This window comes from Acinetobacter sp. YH12239 (assembly GCF_013417635.1).
Classification (GTDB): domain Bacteria; phylum Pseudomonadota; class Gammaproteobacteria; order Pseudomonadales; family Moraxellaceae; genus Acinetobacter.
Genome location: NZ_VPDP01000003.1, coordinates 113415 through 129382, shown reverse-complemented (window position 1 = coordinate 129382; position 15968 = coordinate 113415). Strand labels below are relative to the sequence as shown.

The 15968-nt window shown below is 37.9% G+C and carries 17 protein-coding genes; 4 read left to right on the top strand and 13 right to left on the bottom strand.

Features of this window, described 5'->3' with window-relative positions; translation table 11 throughout:
• The first annotated feature begins 10 nt into the window (after positions 1-10).
• Complete coding sequence (locus FTV17_RS04795) at positions 11-1072, top strand: NADH:ubiquinone reductase (Na(+)-transporting) subunit F (RefSeq protein WP_179998390.1); 1062 nt, start codon at positions 11-13, stop codon at positions 1070-1072.
• A 57-nt stretch (positions 1073-1129) separates the two neighbouring features.
• Here the strand turns inward: FTV17_RS04795 and FTV17_RS04790 are convergent, their stop codons facing one another.
• Positions 1130-1735 carry an OmpW family protein gene (locus FTV17_RS04790; RefSeq protein WP_179998389.1) on the bottom strand — a complete coding sequence of 202 codons (606 nt, stop codon included), beginning with the start codon at positions 1733-1735 and terminating at the stop codon, positions 1130-1132.
• Positions 1736-2005: 270 nt separating this feature from the next.
• Positions 2006-3358 carry an amidohydrolase gene (locus tag FTV17_RS04785; protein ID WP_179998388.1) on the bottom strand — a complete coding sequence of 451 codons (1353 nt, stop codon included), beginning with the start codon at positions 3356-3358 and terminating at the stop codon, positions 2006-2008.
• Positions 3359-3564: 206 nt separating this feature from the next.
• Between FTV17_RS04785 and FTV17_RS04780 the strand changes: the two genes are divergently transcribed.
• Entirely contained in the window at positions 3565-4245 is a 681-nt protein-coding gene (locus tag FTV17_RS04780; RefSeq protein WP_179998387.1) for a hypothetical protein, read from the top strand.
• Positions 4246-4376: 131 nt separating this feature from the next.
• Here FTV17_RS04780 and ruvB read toward each other — a convergent pair whose 3' ends face one another.
• From ruvB to FTV17_RS04765, 3 genes are all read right to left on the bottom strand, one after another.
• Entirely contained in the window at positions 4377-5384 is a 1008-nt protein-coding gene (ruvB, locus tag FTV17_RS04775; RefSeq protein ID WP_179998386.1) for a Holliday junction branch migration DNA helicase RuvB, read from the bottom strand.
• An 11-nt stretch (positions 5385-5395) separates the two neighbouring features.
• Positions 5396-5998 carry a Holliday junction branch migration protein RuvA gene (gene ruvA / locus FTV17_RS04770; protein ID WP_179998385.1) on the bottom strand — a complete coding sequence of 201 codons (603 nt, stop codon included), beginning with the start codon at positions 5996-5998 and terminating at the stop codon, positions 5396-5398.
• 121 nt (positions 5999-6119) lie between these two features.
• Positions 6120-7460, bottom strand: coding sequence for a deoxyguanosinetriphosphate triphosphohydrolase (locus tag FTV17_RS04765; RefSeq protein WP_179998384.1), 1341 nt, complete (start codon positions 7458-7460; stop codon positions 6120-6122).
• 426 nt (positions 7461-7886) lie between these two features.
• On the opposite strand from FTV17_RS04765, the gene sohB reads away from it, so the two are divergent.
• The gene (gene sohB, locus FTV17_RS04760; RefSeq protein WP_179998383.1) at positions 7887-8849 is read left to right on the top strand and encodes a protease SohB; all 963 of its coding nucleotides are present in this window, start codon (positions 7887-7889) and stop codon (positions 8847-8849) included.
• A 53-nt stretch (positions 8850-8902) separates the two neighbouring features.
• Here sohB and FTV17_RS04755 read toward each other — a convergent pair whose 3' ends face one another.
• Positions 8903-9544 carry a DUF2238 domain-containing protein gene (locus FTV17_RS04755; RefSeq protein ID WP_179998541.1) on the bottom strand — a complete coding sequence of 214 codons (642 nt, stop codon included), beginning with the start codon at positions 9542-9544 and terminating at the stop codon, positions 8903-8905.
• Between the two features lie 162 nt (positions 9545-9706).
• Between FTV17_RS04755 and FTV17_RS04750 the strand changes: the two genes are divergently transcribed.
• On the top strand, positions 9707-9946 hold the full coding sequence (locus FTV17_RS04750) for a hypothetical protein (protein WP_092766082.1): 240 nt from the start codon (positions 9707-9709) through the stop codon (positions 9944-9946).
• A 74-nt stretch (positions 9947-10020) separates the two neighbouring features.
• On the opposite strand, the gene purB is transcribed toward FTV17_RS04750, so the two are convergent.
• From purB to FTV17_RS04715, 7 genes are all read right to left on the bottom strand, one after another.
• A complete protein-coding gene (purB, locus tag FTV17_RS04745) occupies positions 10021-11409 on the bottom strand; it encodes an adenylosuccinate lyase (RefSeq protein ID WP_179998382.1) in 1389 nt (462 codons plus the stop codon).
• A gap of 55 nt (positions 11410-11464) precedes the next feature.
• The gene (hflD, locus tag FTV17_RS04740; protein WP_179998381.1) at positions 11465-12196 is read right to left on the bottom strand and encodes a high frequency lysogenization protein HflD; all 732 of its coding nucleotides are present in this window, start codon (positions 12194-12196) and stop codon (positions 11465-11467) included.
• Between the two features lie 14 nt (positions 12197-12210).
• Positions 12211-13344, bottom strand: coding sequence for a tRNA 2-thiouridine(34) synthase MnmA (mnmA, locus tag FTV17_RS04735; RefSeq protein WP_035265757.1), 1134 nt, complete (start codon positions 13342-13344; stop codon positions 12211-12213).
• A 4-nt stretch (positions 13345-13348) separates the two neighbouring features.
• Positions 13349-13834 (bottom strand): NUDIX hydrolase, encoded by a 486-nt coding sequence (locus tag FTV17_RS04730; protein ID WP_179998380.1) that lies wholly within the window; start codon positions 13832-13834, stop codon positions 13349-13351.
• A gap of 278 nt (positions 13835-14112) precedes the next feature.
• A complete protein-coding gene (locus FTV17_RS04725; protein ID WP_179998379.1) occupies positions 14113-14553 on the bottom strand; it encodes a hypothetical protein in 441 nt (146 codons plus the stop codon).
• A gap of 11 nt (positions 14554-14564) precedes the next feature.
• The gene (locus FTV17_RS04720) at positions 14565-15371 is read right to left on the bottom strand and encodes a hypothetical protein (RefSeq protein WP_179998378.1); all 807 of its coding nucleotides are present in this window, start codon (positions 15369-15371) and stop codon (positions 14565-14567) included.
• Between the two features lie 3 nt (positions 15372-15374).
• Positions 15375-15929: a PAAR domain-containing protein gene (locus tag FTV17_RS04715; protein ID WP_179998377.1), complete on the bottom strand. Its 555-nt coding sequence runs from the start codon at positions 15927-15929 to the stop codon at positions 15375-15377.
• Positions 15930-15968: the final 39 nt, after the last annotated feature.

The following is a 15968-nucleotide window of genomic DNA, read 5'->3' as shown; positions in this document are numbered from 1 at the left end:
GAGCGATGAAATGAGTTATCAAGTCACGATTGAACCGATTGGAACCACCATCGAAGTAGAGGAAGATCAAACCATCTTGGATGCAGCTTTACGGCAGGGTGTATGGCTTCCATTTGCCTGTGGTCATGGCACCTGTGGTACCTGTAAGGTACAAGTAACCGACGGATACTATGATGTCGGTGAAGCATCTCCATTTGCATTAATGGACATTGAGCGTGAAGAAAATAAAGTTCTCGCATGTTGCTGCAAACCAGAATCAGATATGGTCATTGAAGCGGATGTGGATGAAGATGAAGATTTCCTTGGCTATCTGGTTGAGGATTTTCAGACTGAAGTGATTGAAATCAAAGATCTCTCACCGACGATTAAAGGCGTGCGTTTAGCCTTAGATCGTCCAATGCAATTCCAAGCTGGTCAGTACATCAATATTCGGTTCCCTGGAATTGAAGGTACACGCGCCTTTTCGATTGCCAACTCCCCAAGTGAGGAAGGTATTGTTGAATTACATATCCGCCAAGTACCGGGTGGCGCAGCGACTACTTATGTCCATGAATCATTAAAGACTGGCGACCAGCTAGAAATTTCCGGACCGTATGGGCAATTCTTTGTACGCAAGTCTGATACGAAGGATGTGATTTTTATCGCAGGTGGTTCGGGCCTATCTAGCCCTCAATCAATGATTCAAGATTTATTAGAACAAGGTGATAACCGTACCATTTATTTATTCCAAGGTGCACGTGATGTTGCAGAACTGTATAACCGTGAAATATTTGAAGGTTGGGTAAAACAATATCCGAATTTCCGTTATGTACCAGCCTTGAATGCCCCTAAGCCCGAAGATCAATGGGATGGATTTACCGGATTTGTACATGAAGCCGTAGCAGATTATTTTGAAAATAAATGTTCTGGTCATAAAGCTTATTTGTGCGGTCCACCCCTCATGATTGACGCTGCGATTTCCACGCTAATGCAAAGTCGTCTGTTTGAACGAGATATTCATACAGAACGCTTTCTCAGTGCGGTCGATGGCGCATCGGATCAATCACGTTCAGCACTATTTAAACATATCTAAGTGCCTGATAGGTGAACATAAAAAAACAGCCAAATGGCTGTTTTTTTATTGAATGATTTAAAAATGATAAGCCAGTGTAAGGCTGTAGAGTCTTGGATCAATTTTGAGATTACCTGCATCCACACCATTGATTTTCACATCGCTGTCTACTTTGACATAACGATAATCAAAACCTAGACTAATTTTATTATTGATGAAATATTCTAGGCCGGCGTTAAACGTGATGCCATGTGAATTGGACAGATCAACATCTGAACCATCTGTGCTGTCAGTATCATAAAAATAGACATAGTTGTAACCGATGCCTAGATAAGGATTGATATTACCTTTGGGTTTGAAATGGTACTGGAGACTCAAGGTGGGTGGCAGATATTTGGTGCTGCCTAGTTTGACTCCATCACCATAAAAATTATGTTGTGGCGGGATACCAGCTAATAAATCTAGGCTGATGTTGTCACTGAGGAATAGCCCCATGGCTAGGGTTGGTCGATAACTTTCACCAATTGAGGTTTCAACACTGTTAAATAACAGGCCAGGATGTTTGTCTGCTTCAATCTGGGTAATACCAAACCGCATATACTTGTCGTGTGAAAGTAAAGGTGAGGCAGAAATTGCGGTGCTTACCGTAAAGGCCAAACTGGTACAGAGTATTGTTTTTTTCATCAAATTTATTCCTTTAAATATAGTCAATTTCATTACTTTGAAATTGATTAGGAATATTGCAATAGTTGTACCATGTTTATTTTTTAAAAAAATCAATCACTTGTTTATTTTTTTTAGATTTGTGGTTTTCATCATTTCATTTATTAGATAAAAAGTACGATTGAAATTTAATGAAATAATGAAATTTGCATTTCAATAAAATATGTATTTGAGAAGAGTCAAGAATTATCGTTCTAGACTCTCCTTAATTCAACTTACTATTAAAATGATTTAAGCCTTATTGTGTGTTTTTATCCAGTCTTTTTGAACTTGTTGTGCAATAGTCGGATAGTCCATCACAAAACGAATGTGGCTTTCAACGCCAGTTTTTAATGTCGCATCATCTACAATAAATTGAGGGTTATGATTGGGTGCAGCCTTACTCATCTCTTGATCTTGAGGTGTTGCACCAATGAAAATGAACAATGAAGGCATAAGTTGACCATAATAGGCAAAGTCTTCACTTGCACTCGCATTGTTCTCGAGCACATGTAATTTATCTTCGCCATGAACTTTCACAAGTGAGGGCGCGATGAGTTGAGTTAGTGTTTTATCGTTCGTGGTGACGGGGGCATAAGCGGCAATTTCTACTTTGGCTTTTACGTCATTTGCATGAGCATTATGTTCGATGAGCTTTGGTAAATCCTTGAGAATATTCTGGCGGACTTCTTCATTATTTGATCGAATCGTGCCAACCATATTGACTTGCTCTGGTATCACATTTCCTACCGTTCCACCTTGGATACTGCCGATACTGATTGCCCCCATACCTTTGGTTAAATCTGCACGACGGCTGATCAAACTCTGCATATTACTAATCATTTGAGATGAAGCATAAATGGGATCGCGTCCAAGCCATGGCATAGAACCATGAACTTGTTTTCCACTGACCTGAATGCGCAAGTGATCTGCACTGTTTAAAATAGTGCCATCTTTATAGAAAATATGACCGCTTGGCATACCTGCCATAACATGCATACCGAAGATCACTTCAGGCTTAGGATTTTTTAAAGCCCCATCAGCGATCATCTTGCGTGAACCAATTTGATCGCCATGGCTAAAGTTATCAATATCTGCTCCACCTTCTTCAGCTGGTTGGAAGACAAACACAACAGTACCTGCAATTTTATCTTTATTTTCCGAAAGCACTTTTGCAGCGCCGAGTAACATTGCTGTGTGAGCATCATGTCCACAGGCATGCATCACTGGCGTTTCTTTACCTTGATAGGTTGCCTTTGCTTTACTCACAAAAGAAAGTCCTGTTTTTTCCTCGATTGGTAATGCATCCATATCTGCACGTAATGCCATCACTGGGCCAGGTTTTGCACCTTTAAGAATTCCGATTACACCTGTTTTGGCATAGCCTGTGCGAACTTCAATCCCATATTTTTTTAATTCTTTTTGAACTAGAGCCGAGGTTTTAAATTCCATATTGCCGAGTTCGGGATGTTGGTGAATGTGTTGTCTTAATTTGATGGTATGTTGTTCAACCGCGTTTACACCGTCATCAACCCAATCTGCAAAACTCAAGGTTGAACAAAGGGGCAAGAGGGTACAAACAGAAAATAGCCTAAGTGAGATCATGAACTCAATGTCCTAAAAATCCTAAAGTTTTAGGAGCTTCTCATTCACTTCTGATGGTTGCAAAACTTAACAGGTATATCGAAATACATGAAAAGTATAGTAACTATGAAGCATTGATTTTTAATGCTTTATCCATAGATTTAAAGTTGTTATTATTTGTAAATTATTCATTTTAAATAATTATTTTAATAGTTGTGGGGGAGCTAATGGGCGTTGAAGAAGAACTTAAGCATAATCAAGATGTCATGATTCAACTTCCATGGACTGTACCTCAACAGTCTTTATATACGGCCAGTATTCAAGTTAATCCTGAAACGCAGAAAATTCCTTTGGATTTGAATGTAAGTTCGACTGATACCACAGCGATTTGGATTACTGGATTATCATTTATCGTGACAGCATTCATTGTATATATGTCCACAAAGCAACAGATAAAAGCGAACAGAGAGTTAATAGAGAGTCAAAATAATCGTCTTGAACTTGAGTTTGAATGGAAAAGAAAACAAGAATGGAATAATTTATTTAGAGAGTTTTCATCTGATTATTTAGCGGCAATTACTGAGTTGATTTATGAAACAGAAATGTATGAGCAAGAATATTTTGAAATGGATAAAACAAACAGAACATCGCTCAGTATCTTGTCTGTAAGGGCTTTAAGTAATATTAAAGCATTACATTCTAAAGCAATTTTATCTTTCCATAAGTTAGCTCAAATTCTTGATGAGGATATAGAACCAAGTCATAAAGAGTTAATTTTATTCGGTGACACTTTTAATGAGTTATTTTTTGATAAAAGGAAAGAGTTAGATGAAGGAGATGTTCCTGAAACATTAGGTAATCATAAGAAAGCTTCGAAAAAATTCTTAGGTTTATTGAATAAATGCTAATCAGTTGAAGAGATAGAAGAATTTAACGAGAAAACAATCTTACAAGCAGTATCTAAAATCAAGAGAAGGATTAGCAAACAGATGAAAGTTATCTCAAATCAGAAAAAAGCAGCCTAAGCTGCTTTTTTTATTTACTTATCTTTTGGTTCAGGTGGTGTCATCCCAAACTGTAAATATGCCTGATTCGTTGCAATACGACCACGAGCAGTACGCATCGCATAACCTTGCTGGATTAAATAAGGTTCGATTACATCTTCAAGCGTGCCTGAATCTTCTGCCATTGCCGCTGCTAGAGCTTCAACACCTGCAGGACCACCATCAAAACGTTCTAATAACATGGATAAATAACGGCGGTCGAGTGTATCTAAACCATCCTTGTCCACATTCAACATATCAAGCGCACGTTGCGCCATTTCTTGTGTGACCTCACCTGTACCTTTCACTTGCGCATAGTCACGTACACGACGCAGTAAACGGTTTGCGATACGAGGCGTACCACGAGAACGACGAGCCACTTCCTTCGAACCAGCTTCTGTGATTGGAACATCCATCAGATTTGCAGAACGAGTCACGATATGGGTCAAATCTTCAACCGAATAGAACTCTAATCGTTGGACGATACCAAAACGATCTCGAAGCGGAGAGGTCAATAAACCGGCACGAGTAGTCGCAGCGACTAAAGTGAATGGTGGTAAATCTAACTTAATTGAACGCGCAGCAGGACCTTCACCAATCATAATATCCAGTTGGTAATCTTCCATCGCGGGATAAAGGATTTCCTCGATCACTGGAGAGAGACGGTGAATCTCATCAATAAATAAAACGTCACCTTCTTCTAAGTTAGTGAGCATTGCTGCCAAATCACCAGCGCGCTCTAAGACAGGACCTGAGGTGGATTTTAAATTACCACCCATTTCACGCGCGATAATATTAGCAAGAGTGGTTTTACCTAAACCCGGAGGACCAAAAATCAAGGTATGGTCTAAAGCTTCACCACGTCCACGAGCTGCACCAATGAAAATTTCCATCTGCTCACGCACAACAGGTTGACCAATATAATCATCTAATGATGTTGGTCGAATGGCACGATCAAAATGATCTTCTGGTTTTTCAGAACCACTGATAATACGGTCTTGCATAATATGAGATCTTATTTATTCATCGATTTTAAAGCAGCACGGATAATATCGGATGCCTCAGTGAAGTCACCTTTAACGGCATTGACTAACTTTTGCGCTTCTAGTGGCTTGTAACCTAATGACTGTAAAGCAGCTTCAGCCTCAGCGACAGCGGAGTTACCCGTAAATTGAATTTGCGCTGTTGTAGAGTTTGATGTGGATGGCTGAGTTGCAAGCGCCTTAAAGCGATCTCGAAGTTCAATCATCAAACGCTCTGCAGTCTTTTTACCAACACCTGGAACTTTGACTAAAGTATTTACATCTTCATGTTCAACGGTATGAATGAGCATGTCTACGCTGAGTGTTGAGAGAATACCCAATGCCATTTTGGGACCAACGCCGTTCACTTTAAGTAAAGTGCGGAAAATACTTTTTTCTTGTGCGTTGGAAAATCCATACAGTAATTGGGCATCTTCACGTACAGCCAAATGCGTCCACAATGTGACTTTTTGTCCTTTCTGTAATTGGCAAAATGTTGAGAGAGGTGTATCAACCTCATAACCAACACCATTTACATTCAATAAAACTGTTGGTGCTTCTAAAGCAAGCACTTCACCAATAAGACATCCAATCATTCAATTATTTCACTTATTTGTCGATGTTAAATTCACTATGTCAGCATAGTAGTGTTCATTGCTTCAGAACGCAAAATCAAAAAACACTTTATGCTCTTTTCCTGAACACTAAATTTAAGGTTTATAAAAATCCAACTTTATTCCCTTGAAGTTCCTGTGCCAAATGATAAGCCTGATGATCCGAAAATTTTGAGATCACATCTAAGACTTGCATGATATTGTCATAGTGATCATCACTAAAACGTACACCTAAGCCTGAGATAATAGAGAGTAAACGTCCTTCCTTAAAGTTATGAATTTTGTTGGGTGTTGTAAGTGGAATAAAGGCATCTAGTATGTGCTGTAAGCTTTGATGTGCAATGATTTCTAAACCAGATTTTTGAGGATGCTCAAAGATTTTTTCCCGCGCTAAATTCTTTGCACAATCAATTCCTGCTTCGATATCGGGCGAGCAATATTGGAGCAAACTACCTTTAAGCTGTCCTGACAAAATTTCAAAATGATGTTTAGCAAAAGCGGAAGTGACTTCATCAACCAAGCGTTTCATCACACGACCACGCAATGCTGCAATCTTTTGTTGCCACGTGGTGTATGGCATTGCAAGTTCAGCAGGCGTGCCATAGTCACCAAGCAGATTTAAGAAAATAGGCTCGACTTGCTCATAGCTGAGCATGTTAAGAATAATGCCATCTTCTAAATCGATCAGGGCATAACAAATATCATCCGCAGCTTCGAGTAAATAGGTGAGTGGATGGCGACAGAAATGATATTCACCATATTGTATAAGACCCAATTGCTGACCAATTTGTTGCAAAATTTCTTTTTCAGATTGATAGCAACCAAACTTAGCTCGTTTACTGGCAGGCGTATTTCCTTGAGAGTCAATGGTTTTAGAAAGCCATGGGTACTTTAAGTAAGCTCCTAAGGTTGCGTAAGTGAGGCGCATTCCACCGTCATTAGGGTGATAGTCAATTTTCGTGAGTAAACGAAGACCTTGAGCATTGCCTTCAAACTGACGAACATCAGCCTGCTGTTCAGGGGTTAAACTGGATAAAAAGTCGCCGTGTGATGCATCATCAAACCATTCTCGAATAGCGTACTCACCTGCATGACCAAAAGGGGGATTACCAATATCGTGTGCAAGACAAGCTGCTTGAATAATTGCACCGACATCTGCAGGAGAGATCCACATAGGTAACTCATCACGAATTTTTTCAGCTGCCAGCATTCCCAAAGAGCGTCCTATACAAGAAACCTCAAGGGAATGTGTTAGACGCGTATGAATGCCATCATGTTGAGTCAGGGGGTGAACTTGAGTTTTACGGTTAAGTTGCCTAAAACTCTGCGAAAAAATAATACGATCGTAATCTTTATGGAAGGGGCTACGTGCTTGTTCTGTATTTTGTTTTGAACTACCAAATCGAACTGTTGATAACAGTTCCAGCCAACGCATTTGAGTCATTTATCATTATTCATCATTACTGTCTGCAACCATAATGCCAAAAAATCAGTTAAAAATATATGTTGATACGACACAATTTGGCGCTTGAAAACGCATTTTAGAAAAGTTTAAGAAGTTAAGTAATTAGTATTAAGATATTGATTTTAATAATTATTTTACTAATATAATTCAATTTATTCACTCTGAAATCATATAAGAGTCTCTAATTGATTATAAAGATAGATATCAATCATGAGATGATGCGTGGATGCTCATCGGTTCGATAATTTTTAACGAATTAGTATACATAACGTATCTACTTTTTATGCCGATTGTTGATCAAATTGATCCTATGATTGGCAGAACATTTCAATAAAGCTATTGAAATTTGTCTATTTTGACCTCATGTTATCCTCATAAAGATGAATTATAGAGATGTGAATTTATATGTTATTTCATTTGCCGAAACTTCCTGCCGAAATTCGAGTCACTCACTTAAATGCGCGTATTAATGAACAACGAAAAAAAATTGCGCAAAGTACTGCATCTAAACTTGAACTTCTGCAGTTGTCTCAGCAGTTTTCAAAAGAAGCACGCACGCGTAAAAAGAATAATCAGAAAGTATATGTAATTGATTTTAAAGGTGACATGGCAGCTTCAGCTGTAGAAAATCTTCGTGAAGAAATCACCTTGATTTTGGCGACTGCTAAAGCAGGGCGTGATCGTGTCGTAGTTCGTTTGGAAAGTCCAGGTGGGATGGTACATGGTTATGGACTTGCGGCTGCTCAATTGGTGCGTCTGCGCGATGCTGGTTTTCATTTAACCATTTGTGTTGATAAAGTCGCAGCAAGTGGTGGATATATGATGGCATGTATCGGTAACGAAATTATTTCTGCTCCATTTGCAGTGATTGGTTCAATTGGCGTTGTTGCTCAAGTGCCTAATTTTAATCGTTTACTTAAAGAACATAATGTTGATTTTGAGCTTTATACTGCGGGTCAATATAAACGTACCGTGACCATGTTTGGTGAAAATACGGAAGAGGGTAAAGCAAAGTTTGAAGAAGAGTTGCAACAAACGCATGCATTGTTCAAGCATTTTGTTGAAAAATATCGTCCACAGTTAAATGTTGAAAAAGTAGCAACAGGTGAACATTGGTACGGTCAAGATTCATTAGATTTGAATTTGGTTGATAAGCTTCAAACCTCGGATGAGTATTTATTAAGTTTATTGACAGTGCATGATGTTTACTTGATTCAAACTCGCCGTAAACCTACCTTAGGTGAGAAATTAGGACTGCAAGCGGCACAAATGGCGGACAGTTTGATTCCTGCTGTGATGAATAAAGTTATGGACACTTTAGTCAAAACTAATGCGAACTTAGTGCAACTACGTGATCCTAAACTTTAAATTCGATGAAATAAAAAAAAGCCAATCTAATGATTGGCTTTTTTTATGATTTATCATTTGTATGGTCGAGAGTCTAATTTTCGATATAACATCACTATTCCTGTGATCATGGACCCAAGTGTTGCGAACAGCATATCTTTATGGGCATCCCAAATATCACCTTGTTGACCATTATAATTTTCTGCTGCCTCAGGGGAAAGATTAATCGCAATTAACCATTCAATCCATTCGTAAATGAGACTGGTGGCCATGACAAACTGAACCACAATAAGAAAAAGTACTCGTTCAGATAATTGGGGTAAATAGAATTGAATGATCCTCAGGAAAAAAGGATAGAGAAGTAGACCATAGGCAAAATGGACCAAGCGATCATACATATTTCGCTCCCAACCCATCTGTGCATTTAAATCTATGCCGAAGTTGTGCATCAACCATTCATTATAGGGAACATACGAATATAAATAGTGTGCCCCAAGAATATGAATGATCAGAAATCCAATATAGAGAGAAAATGCGATAAAACTCAAACCAACTTTCTTTTGTATATAGATCAAAAACACCAGCATTAAAGCTGTGCCAAGTTGATGTAAGCCATAAGAAGCATATTCAAGAGGCTTTATACTTGCCAAGATCAGCACCATTATGAAAATGAAGAATACGAGGTGGTGTTTAGGAGTAAATTTTTTGTAGTGCATTTTGTTATATGTTGATTTGATTAATTTCTTCATATGATTGTAATGGATCAATCCTGAGAATAAGCTGCAGATCGCAATATTTTTATAAATAGTTGTTTATATCAATAGCTCATTGCAATCATGGATGATCAGTTAGAATATGATTTATTTTGAGTTTTTATTATGACGGTTTCAGCTGCTTTTCTTGCACAGCAAAATGCATATTTTCATTATGAGTTTGAAGAGCTTACTTTGGATGACTTTCCTGAAGAGATCTCAGTATCACTTCGAGGAATGATGTTTAGGCATGACATTCAATATGCTCAAGTGACTCATTATATTTACTATAGCGATGTTTTAACTGGTGATGAATTAGAAAAGCTAAGAACTGACTTTATACGTTACTGTCCTGATGAAGCATGATTTTTATTGAAACATTTGATGAATCTCATACAAAAAAAGCGAAGCCTAAGCTTCGCTTTTTTATTTAATACTATTTAGATTTTAGCAATCAAATCTTTAATTTGTTTCGCTTGCTCAGCAGCATTACCTGTATACGATGCAGGTGTCATTTCAGCAAGACGTGCACGATCTGCTGTAGGAACAGCTTCTAATTCGTTACCATTTACAAAATTCACCATCATTTCGCGAGTCATTGCTTGACCACGAGTAAGGGCTTTAAGTTTTTCGTATGGTTTTTCAACGTTATAACGACGCATTACTGTTTGAATTGGTTCAGCAAGAACTTCTTGAGCGTTGTCTAAGTCTTCAAGAATACGGTCGGCATTCAATTCAAGTTTGCCCACACCTTTCAAGCAAGCTTCAAATGCGATCAAGCTTTGTGCAAAACCAACGCCCATGTTACGAAGAACAGTAGAGTCAGTTAAGTCACGTTGCCAGCGAGAGATTGGAAGCTTTTCACCAAGGTGAGCAAGGACTGCGTTAGCAATACCCAAGTTACCTTCAGAGTTTTCAAAGTCGATTGGGTTTACTTTGTGTGGCATTGTTGAAGAACCAACTTCGCCTTCTTTTAATTTTTGTTTGAAGAAACCAAGAGAGATATAACCCCAAACATCACGGTTGAAATCGATGAGAATTGTGTTGAAACGGCGAAGCGCATCAAACAATTCAGCCATGTAGTCGTGCGGCTCAATTTGAGTTGTATACGGGTTAAACGTTAAACCTAAAGATTCAACAAATGCTTGCGAGTGAGCAGGCCAGTTAATTTCAGGGTAAGCAGAAAGGTGAGCATTATAGTTACCTACCGCACCATTGATTTTACCTAGAAGCTCAACATTATTGAATTGTTTGATTTGTCGTGCAAGACGGTATGCCACGTTCGCCATTTCTTTACCCAATGTTGTTGGGCTTGCAGTTTGACCATGTGTACGAGACAACATTGGTTGGTCAGCGTGTTTTTCTGCAAGTGCAACAATTGAGTCCACGATTTGTTGCATAGACGTAGCTAGTACTTCACGACCGCTTTTTAGCATGAGTGCATGAGACAAGTTGTTGATGTCTTCAGATGTACAAGCAAAGTGAATGAATTCACCCGCATTATTAAGTTCATCAATGTTTGCAATTTTCTCTTTTAAAAAATATTCAACCGCTTTTACATCGTGGTTGGTTGTGCGTTCGATTTCTTTGATACGGTTAGCATCGTCTTCAGAGAAATTTGCAACGATTGCATCTAAAGCTACATTTGTTTCGTTAGAAAAAGCTGGCACTTCAGTAATTTCTGGGCGATTTGCAAGTGCTTGTAACCAGCGCACTTCAACAGTCACACGAGCATGGATTAAACCAAACTCAGAGAGGAAAGGGCGCAAAGCATCACATTTGCTAGCATAGCGACCATCTAATGGAGAAAGTGCGGTTAAAGCGTTCATAGCAATTCCTTAAACTTTGGAATGAAACGTAAAACAGAACTCGATATACATCAGGTTAAACTACCTGAAACTGTAAACGAGCGAGATCTTGAATATCTTTCAGTAACTTGCGTTTGGTGAAGATCATGCTCCATGAACTTCCACCTGACTGACGCCATAAATGCGCCATCTGTAAACCTGTAAACAATGAAGCACGAATACGATTGGTGTGCGAAGAATCCTTAAAAGCTTCTGCATTGCCTTTCACCATAATGCGAGGATTAATCTGTCCTGCAGTTTCGACATAGGTTTGAGCAAGGTTTGCAAGAATACTTGGATGTAGATAATTATGATCAAAAAAGGAGAGTTGCTTTAGTATTTTTTCTTGTGATTTTTCAATAGTTTCTACGAAATTTGGGTTGCTATATACTTTCTTTTCTAAATGTAATAATGCCATCGCATAGGACATTGGAAGTTTTGCATTGGCAAATTTAGGTATTCTTGATTTTGGTGCAGTATTGAATGGTTGGGTGATGCTACTTTCTAATGTTTTTAATCCCAGAGAAATATCTGCAAGCTGGTTAAAAAAATCTAAGGTTTGACAATTCTTATTGGAAGTAGGGCGAATATTTAAACTCGCCTTAATTAATTGTTCTAAATAGAAGTTACCGTTTTCGCCAATATTTTGTCGACCTGCAATGGCTGTCATATGTGTCAGCTGAGTCGATTGAAATACTGCTGCCAAAGCCAAAGCTCTGTTTTGACGATCATTCAGAGTCTGAAGCTGCTGGAACGGTAACTCTGTCATGCCTGAAAATTCCTTTAAATAAAATCAGGTTTAGGCGCATTAGTATGATGAATCACACCGCCACCTAAACAAACTTCATCCGCGTAAAACACAACGCTTTGTCCTGGCGTAACAGCACGTTGAGGTTCATCAAATTCTACACGTACACCTTGCGGTGCATTTGGGTCATTAAATAAGACACATGCTTGATCAGGTTGTCGATAGCGAGTTTTCGCTGTGCAACGGAAACCATTTTCTGGAATCTCTTGCTCACCTGCAACCCAATCAATTGCTTCAGACCATAACATGGTACTTTGCATGAGGGGATGCTCATGACCTTGGCCAACAACTAAACGATTGCCTTCAATATCTTTATGTAATACGAACCAAGCACCTTCTTCAGCGCCTTTCATACCACCGATACCAATACCACCACGCTGACCGAGCGTATAGTACATTAAGCCGTGATGATCACCAACCTCTTTACCATCTTCGAGGACAATTTTACCCGGTTGAGCAGGTAAATATTGCTTCAAGAAGTCATTAAATCGGCGTTCACCAATAAAACAGATACCTGTAGAGTCTTTTTTCTTCGCTGTTGCAAGACCTAAATCTTCAGCAATTTTACGAACTTGAGGCTTTTCGATCTCACCCACAGGGAACAAGGTCTTGTTAATTTCACGACCATGAACGGCATGTAAGAAATAAGTTTGGTCTTTGTTGTTATCCACGCCACGGAGTAAAGGCGCATATTGCTCACCTTTAGAGTTGGTCATGGTTTCACCGCGACGAGCATAGTGTCCTGTTGCGATGAAGTCCGCGCCCAATTTCATGGCATGATCGAGGAATGCACGGAACTTAATTTCTTTATTACATAAAATATCTGGGTTTGGGGTGCGCCCCGCAGCATATTCAGCCAAGAAGTGCTCAAATACACGATCCCAATATTCCATTGCGAAGTTGGCTGTATGTAATTTGATGCCGATACGATCACAGACGGCTTGCGCATCTGCAAGATCATCCATAGCCGTGCAGTATTCTGTGCCGTCATCTTCTTCCCAGTTTTTCATGAAAAGACCTTCAACTTGATATCCTTGTTGAAGTAATAAAGCCGCAGAGACAGATGAGTCTACACCACCTGACATACCGACGATGACACGTTGTTGCATAGGATTAGGCATCCAAATTTGAAATTAAGGGAGAATTTTGGTGCTCATAAACGAGCGATAAAGGAAATTTTTGTCCTGATTGGGCATCTTGAATGGCTTTGATGACCAAAGGACTACGCGCGCGCGCCGTTTCTAACAGCTCATCTAAGCTCATCCAAACTGCACCTACGATACCTGTATCTAGTGTTGCATCGGCAAAATACTGGATTGATTTTGCAAAAAAACAGAAGCGGTAATAGGTGCGATCTGGAAACATAGGTGGGGTATAGGTGTATACACCCAATAAATCTGTGACTTCAACTTGGTGACCTGTTTCTTCCATGGTTTCACGAACTGCGGCTTGGATAAGGGTTTCACCAGCTTCTACATGACCTGCAGGTTGATTAAAAACGGTGTGCATGACACCTTCTGTTTGTTCTTCTACAAACAGATATTTACCATCTTTTTCAACCACTGTTGCAACAGTGACGTGAGCAGTCCAAGCGGTCATAAAAAAGCACCAGATGAAGGGAAGGCATATTGTATAAAATTTTGAGGTGTGTGGCTATGATGGGGAAGGATTTCTTTAAAGGTGTTCTATTTTAAGTTTAACTAAGAAGTTCTTTGGATTAATGATTTAATAAAGGGCATGGAACATGAAGAATCAACAAAAAAGCTCAATTTAAGTGAATTGGGCTTTTGAATGTAATTTAAGGTTTTGATTTAAATAATAAAATCAAAACAATCTCGTATCAGGTTTATTATGTTGTTTTTTAAAAAAATTAAAAATTATTGACATGACTCTATAGCATTTTTTCTGTCCTTGAAATTCACTAAACTATTATTTTTTAAACAAAAATAATTTTCGAATTCGTATTGCCGAAAAGTTTTTCCCTTTTTTAGCTCAACTTGAATATATGTTTCTAAAAAATCTGATTTCAAATTATTTTTAGAAAAACAAAAAATATATTTACTTTTATTATTTGATAGATTTTTTAAACTTTGTTTATAAATAGTTTCTGATAATTCATCATTAGGGTTTCCACTAATATCTCTAAAAAATGTATCGAACATTGAAAATTCTTGAGATTCAAAAACTTCTTCATGTTTCAATGAGCAAATATTCTCATTATCTACAATTTCATATTGAAAATAATCAACTCTTTTTTCTTTACAGCCACTTATTGCTATTGAGGCTAATAATATGCTTAAAAAAGTTATATATTTCATTGCTATATGCTTCAATAAAGTAAAAAAAGAAGTGGGACTACAGGAATTAATGAGATATTTGAGACTAGTTGATATCCTATAGGATCATTAATGATTGGTTGCATAACCTGTTTAATGTATTGTGAATTATTATTTCTGTGATTCCGCCAAGCGATACTAAAATTGATTTCATTATAACCTTCAATTATTCCAAAATAATCAGCGACTATATTCGCTTGTTGTTCGGGATTCAATTTTTTAAAGTCAGTATCTTTTGTTAAGCTGTAGTCATACGGATCATATACTGAGTCTGGTAAAGTCCACTCTAAAGTTTGTAATACCGCTCCTCTACTCAATACATTCATGCCTTTTTGAAATTGCCACACATGAGTCATTTCATGAATGAAAGTGAGTTTAGCTCTTATTCTTAAATCACTACCATTCACTCTGATTGGATTTTCTTGAAATTTAGGATTGGAAAAATCATCTTGATAAATATCAGATCCTGTTAATCCATCAGGATAGTGAGCATGTCCTCTTGGTGTCATAGGAACTTGCTGCTTGGGTAAAAATGCTTTGTTTATTATTTTAACCTTACTATAATCCATTGAGTCTTTAAATATTTTTCTGCACATAGATATTTCGCCAGCAGTCATTCCTCTATATTTTTTTGATTTATCTTCTCGAATAACGACTTTAGATTTTACCGTTGTATTTGTTAAAATTTTATCAGTGACGAACCTAATTACTGATTTTCCAGACGGTAAATCGGGTATATTAGGCAGCTGAAATCCTGGAATTTCTGGTACGTGTAAATCAGGTATAATTTTAAAATCCATTTTTTATGCTCCACAAGAACAAGATTCGTTGCAATTACTATCAACAATTAGATCGATAGAGACTATTGCTAAAGCTGATACAGTTTTTAATCTCTCCGTATTGCCATTTTTATCTGTCGTGCCATTGAGTGTAGAACCATCTTCAAACGTTACCAAATACTCAACATTTGCGTATGGTTCACCGTTAGCGTTCTCTAACTGTATTTGTTCATCATAAAAATGATTGTTATCAGCAATAAAACTACTTGAGAGATGTGCTGTGGTGTTTAAACTGGATTTACTGCTTCCTGATCCATTACTCATCACAGCTAAATCAGAATTTTTTAAATATTTTGATCCACAAGTAGAAGTATCACCCACAGTAACAATACTTTTTTCACCTACAATCAAAAAACCTTGATTAGGGGCGATTGAACGTGATTGAACCTTACATCTTGGACAATAATGGGTCATACCATCTAAATGAACTGCTTTACCCTCCACTAAAAAAGACGAATCACCTAAAACAATGATTCCACCATGATCTGTTTTACAACCGACTGTGATTAATGCTTTCATTTTTATTTTATAATTTCTTAATAATCTTATTATTAAAAC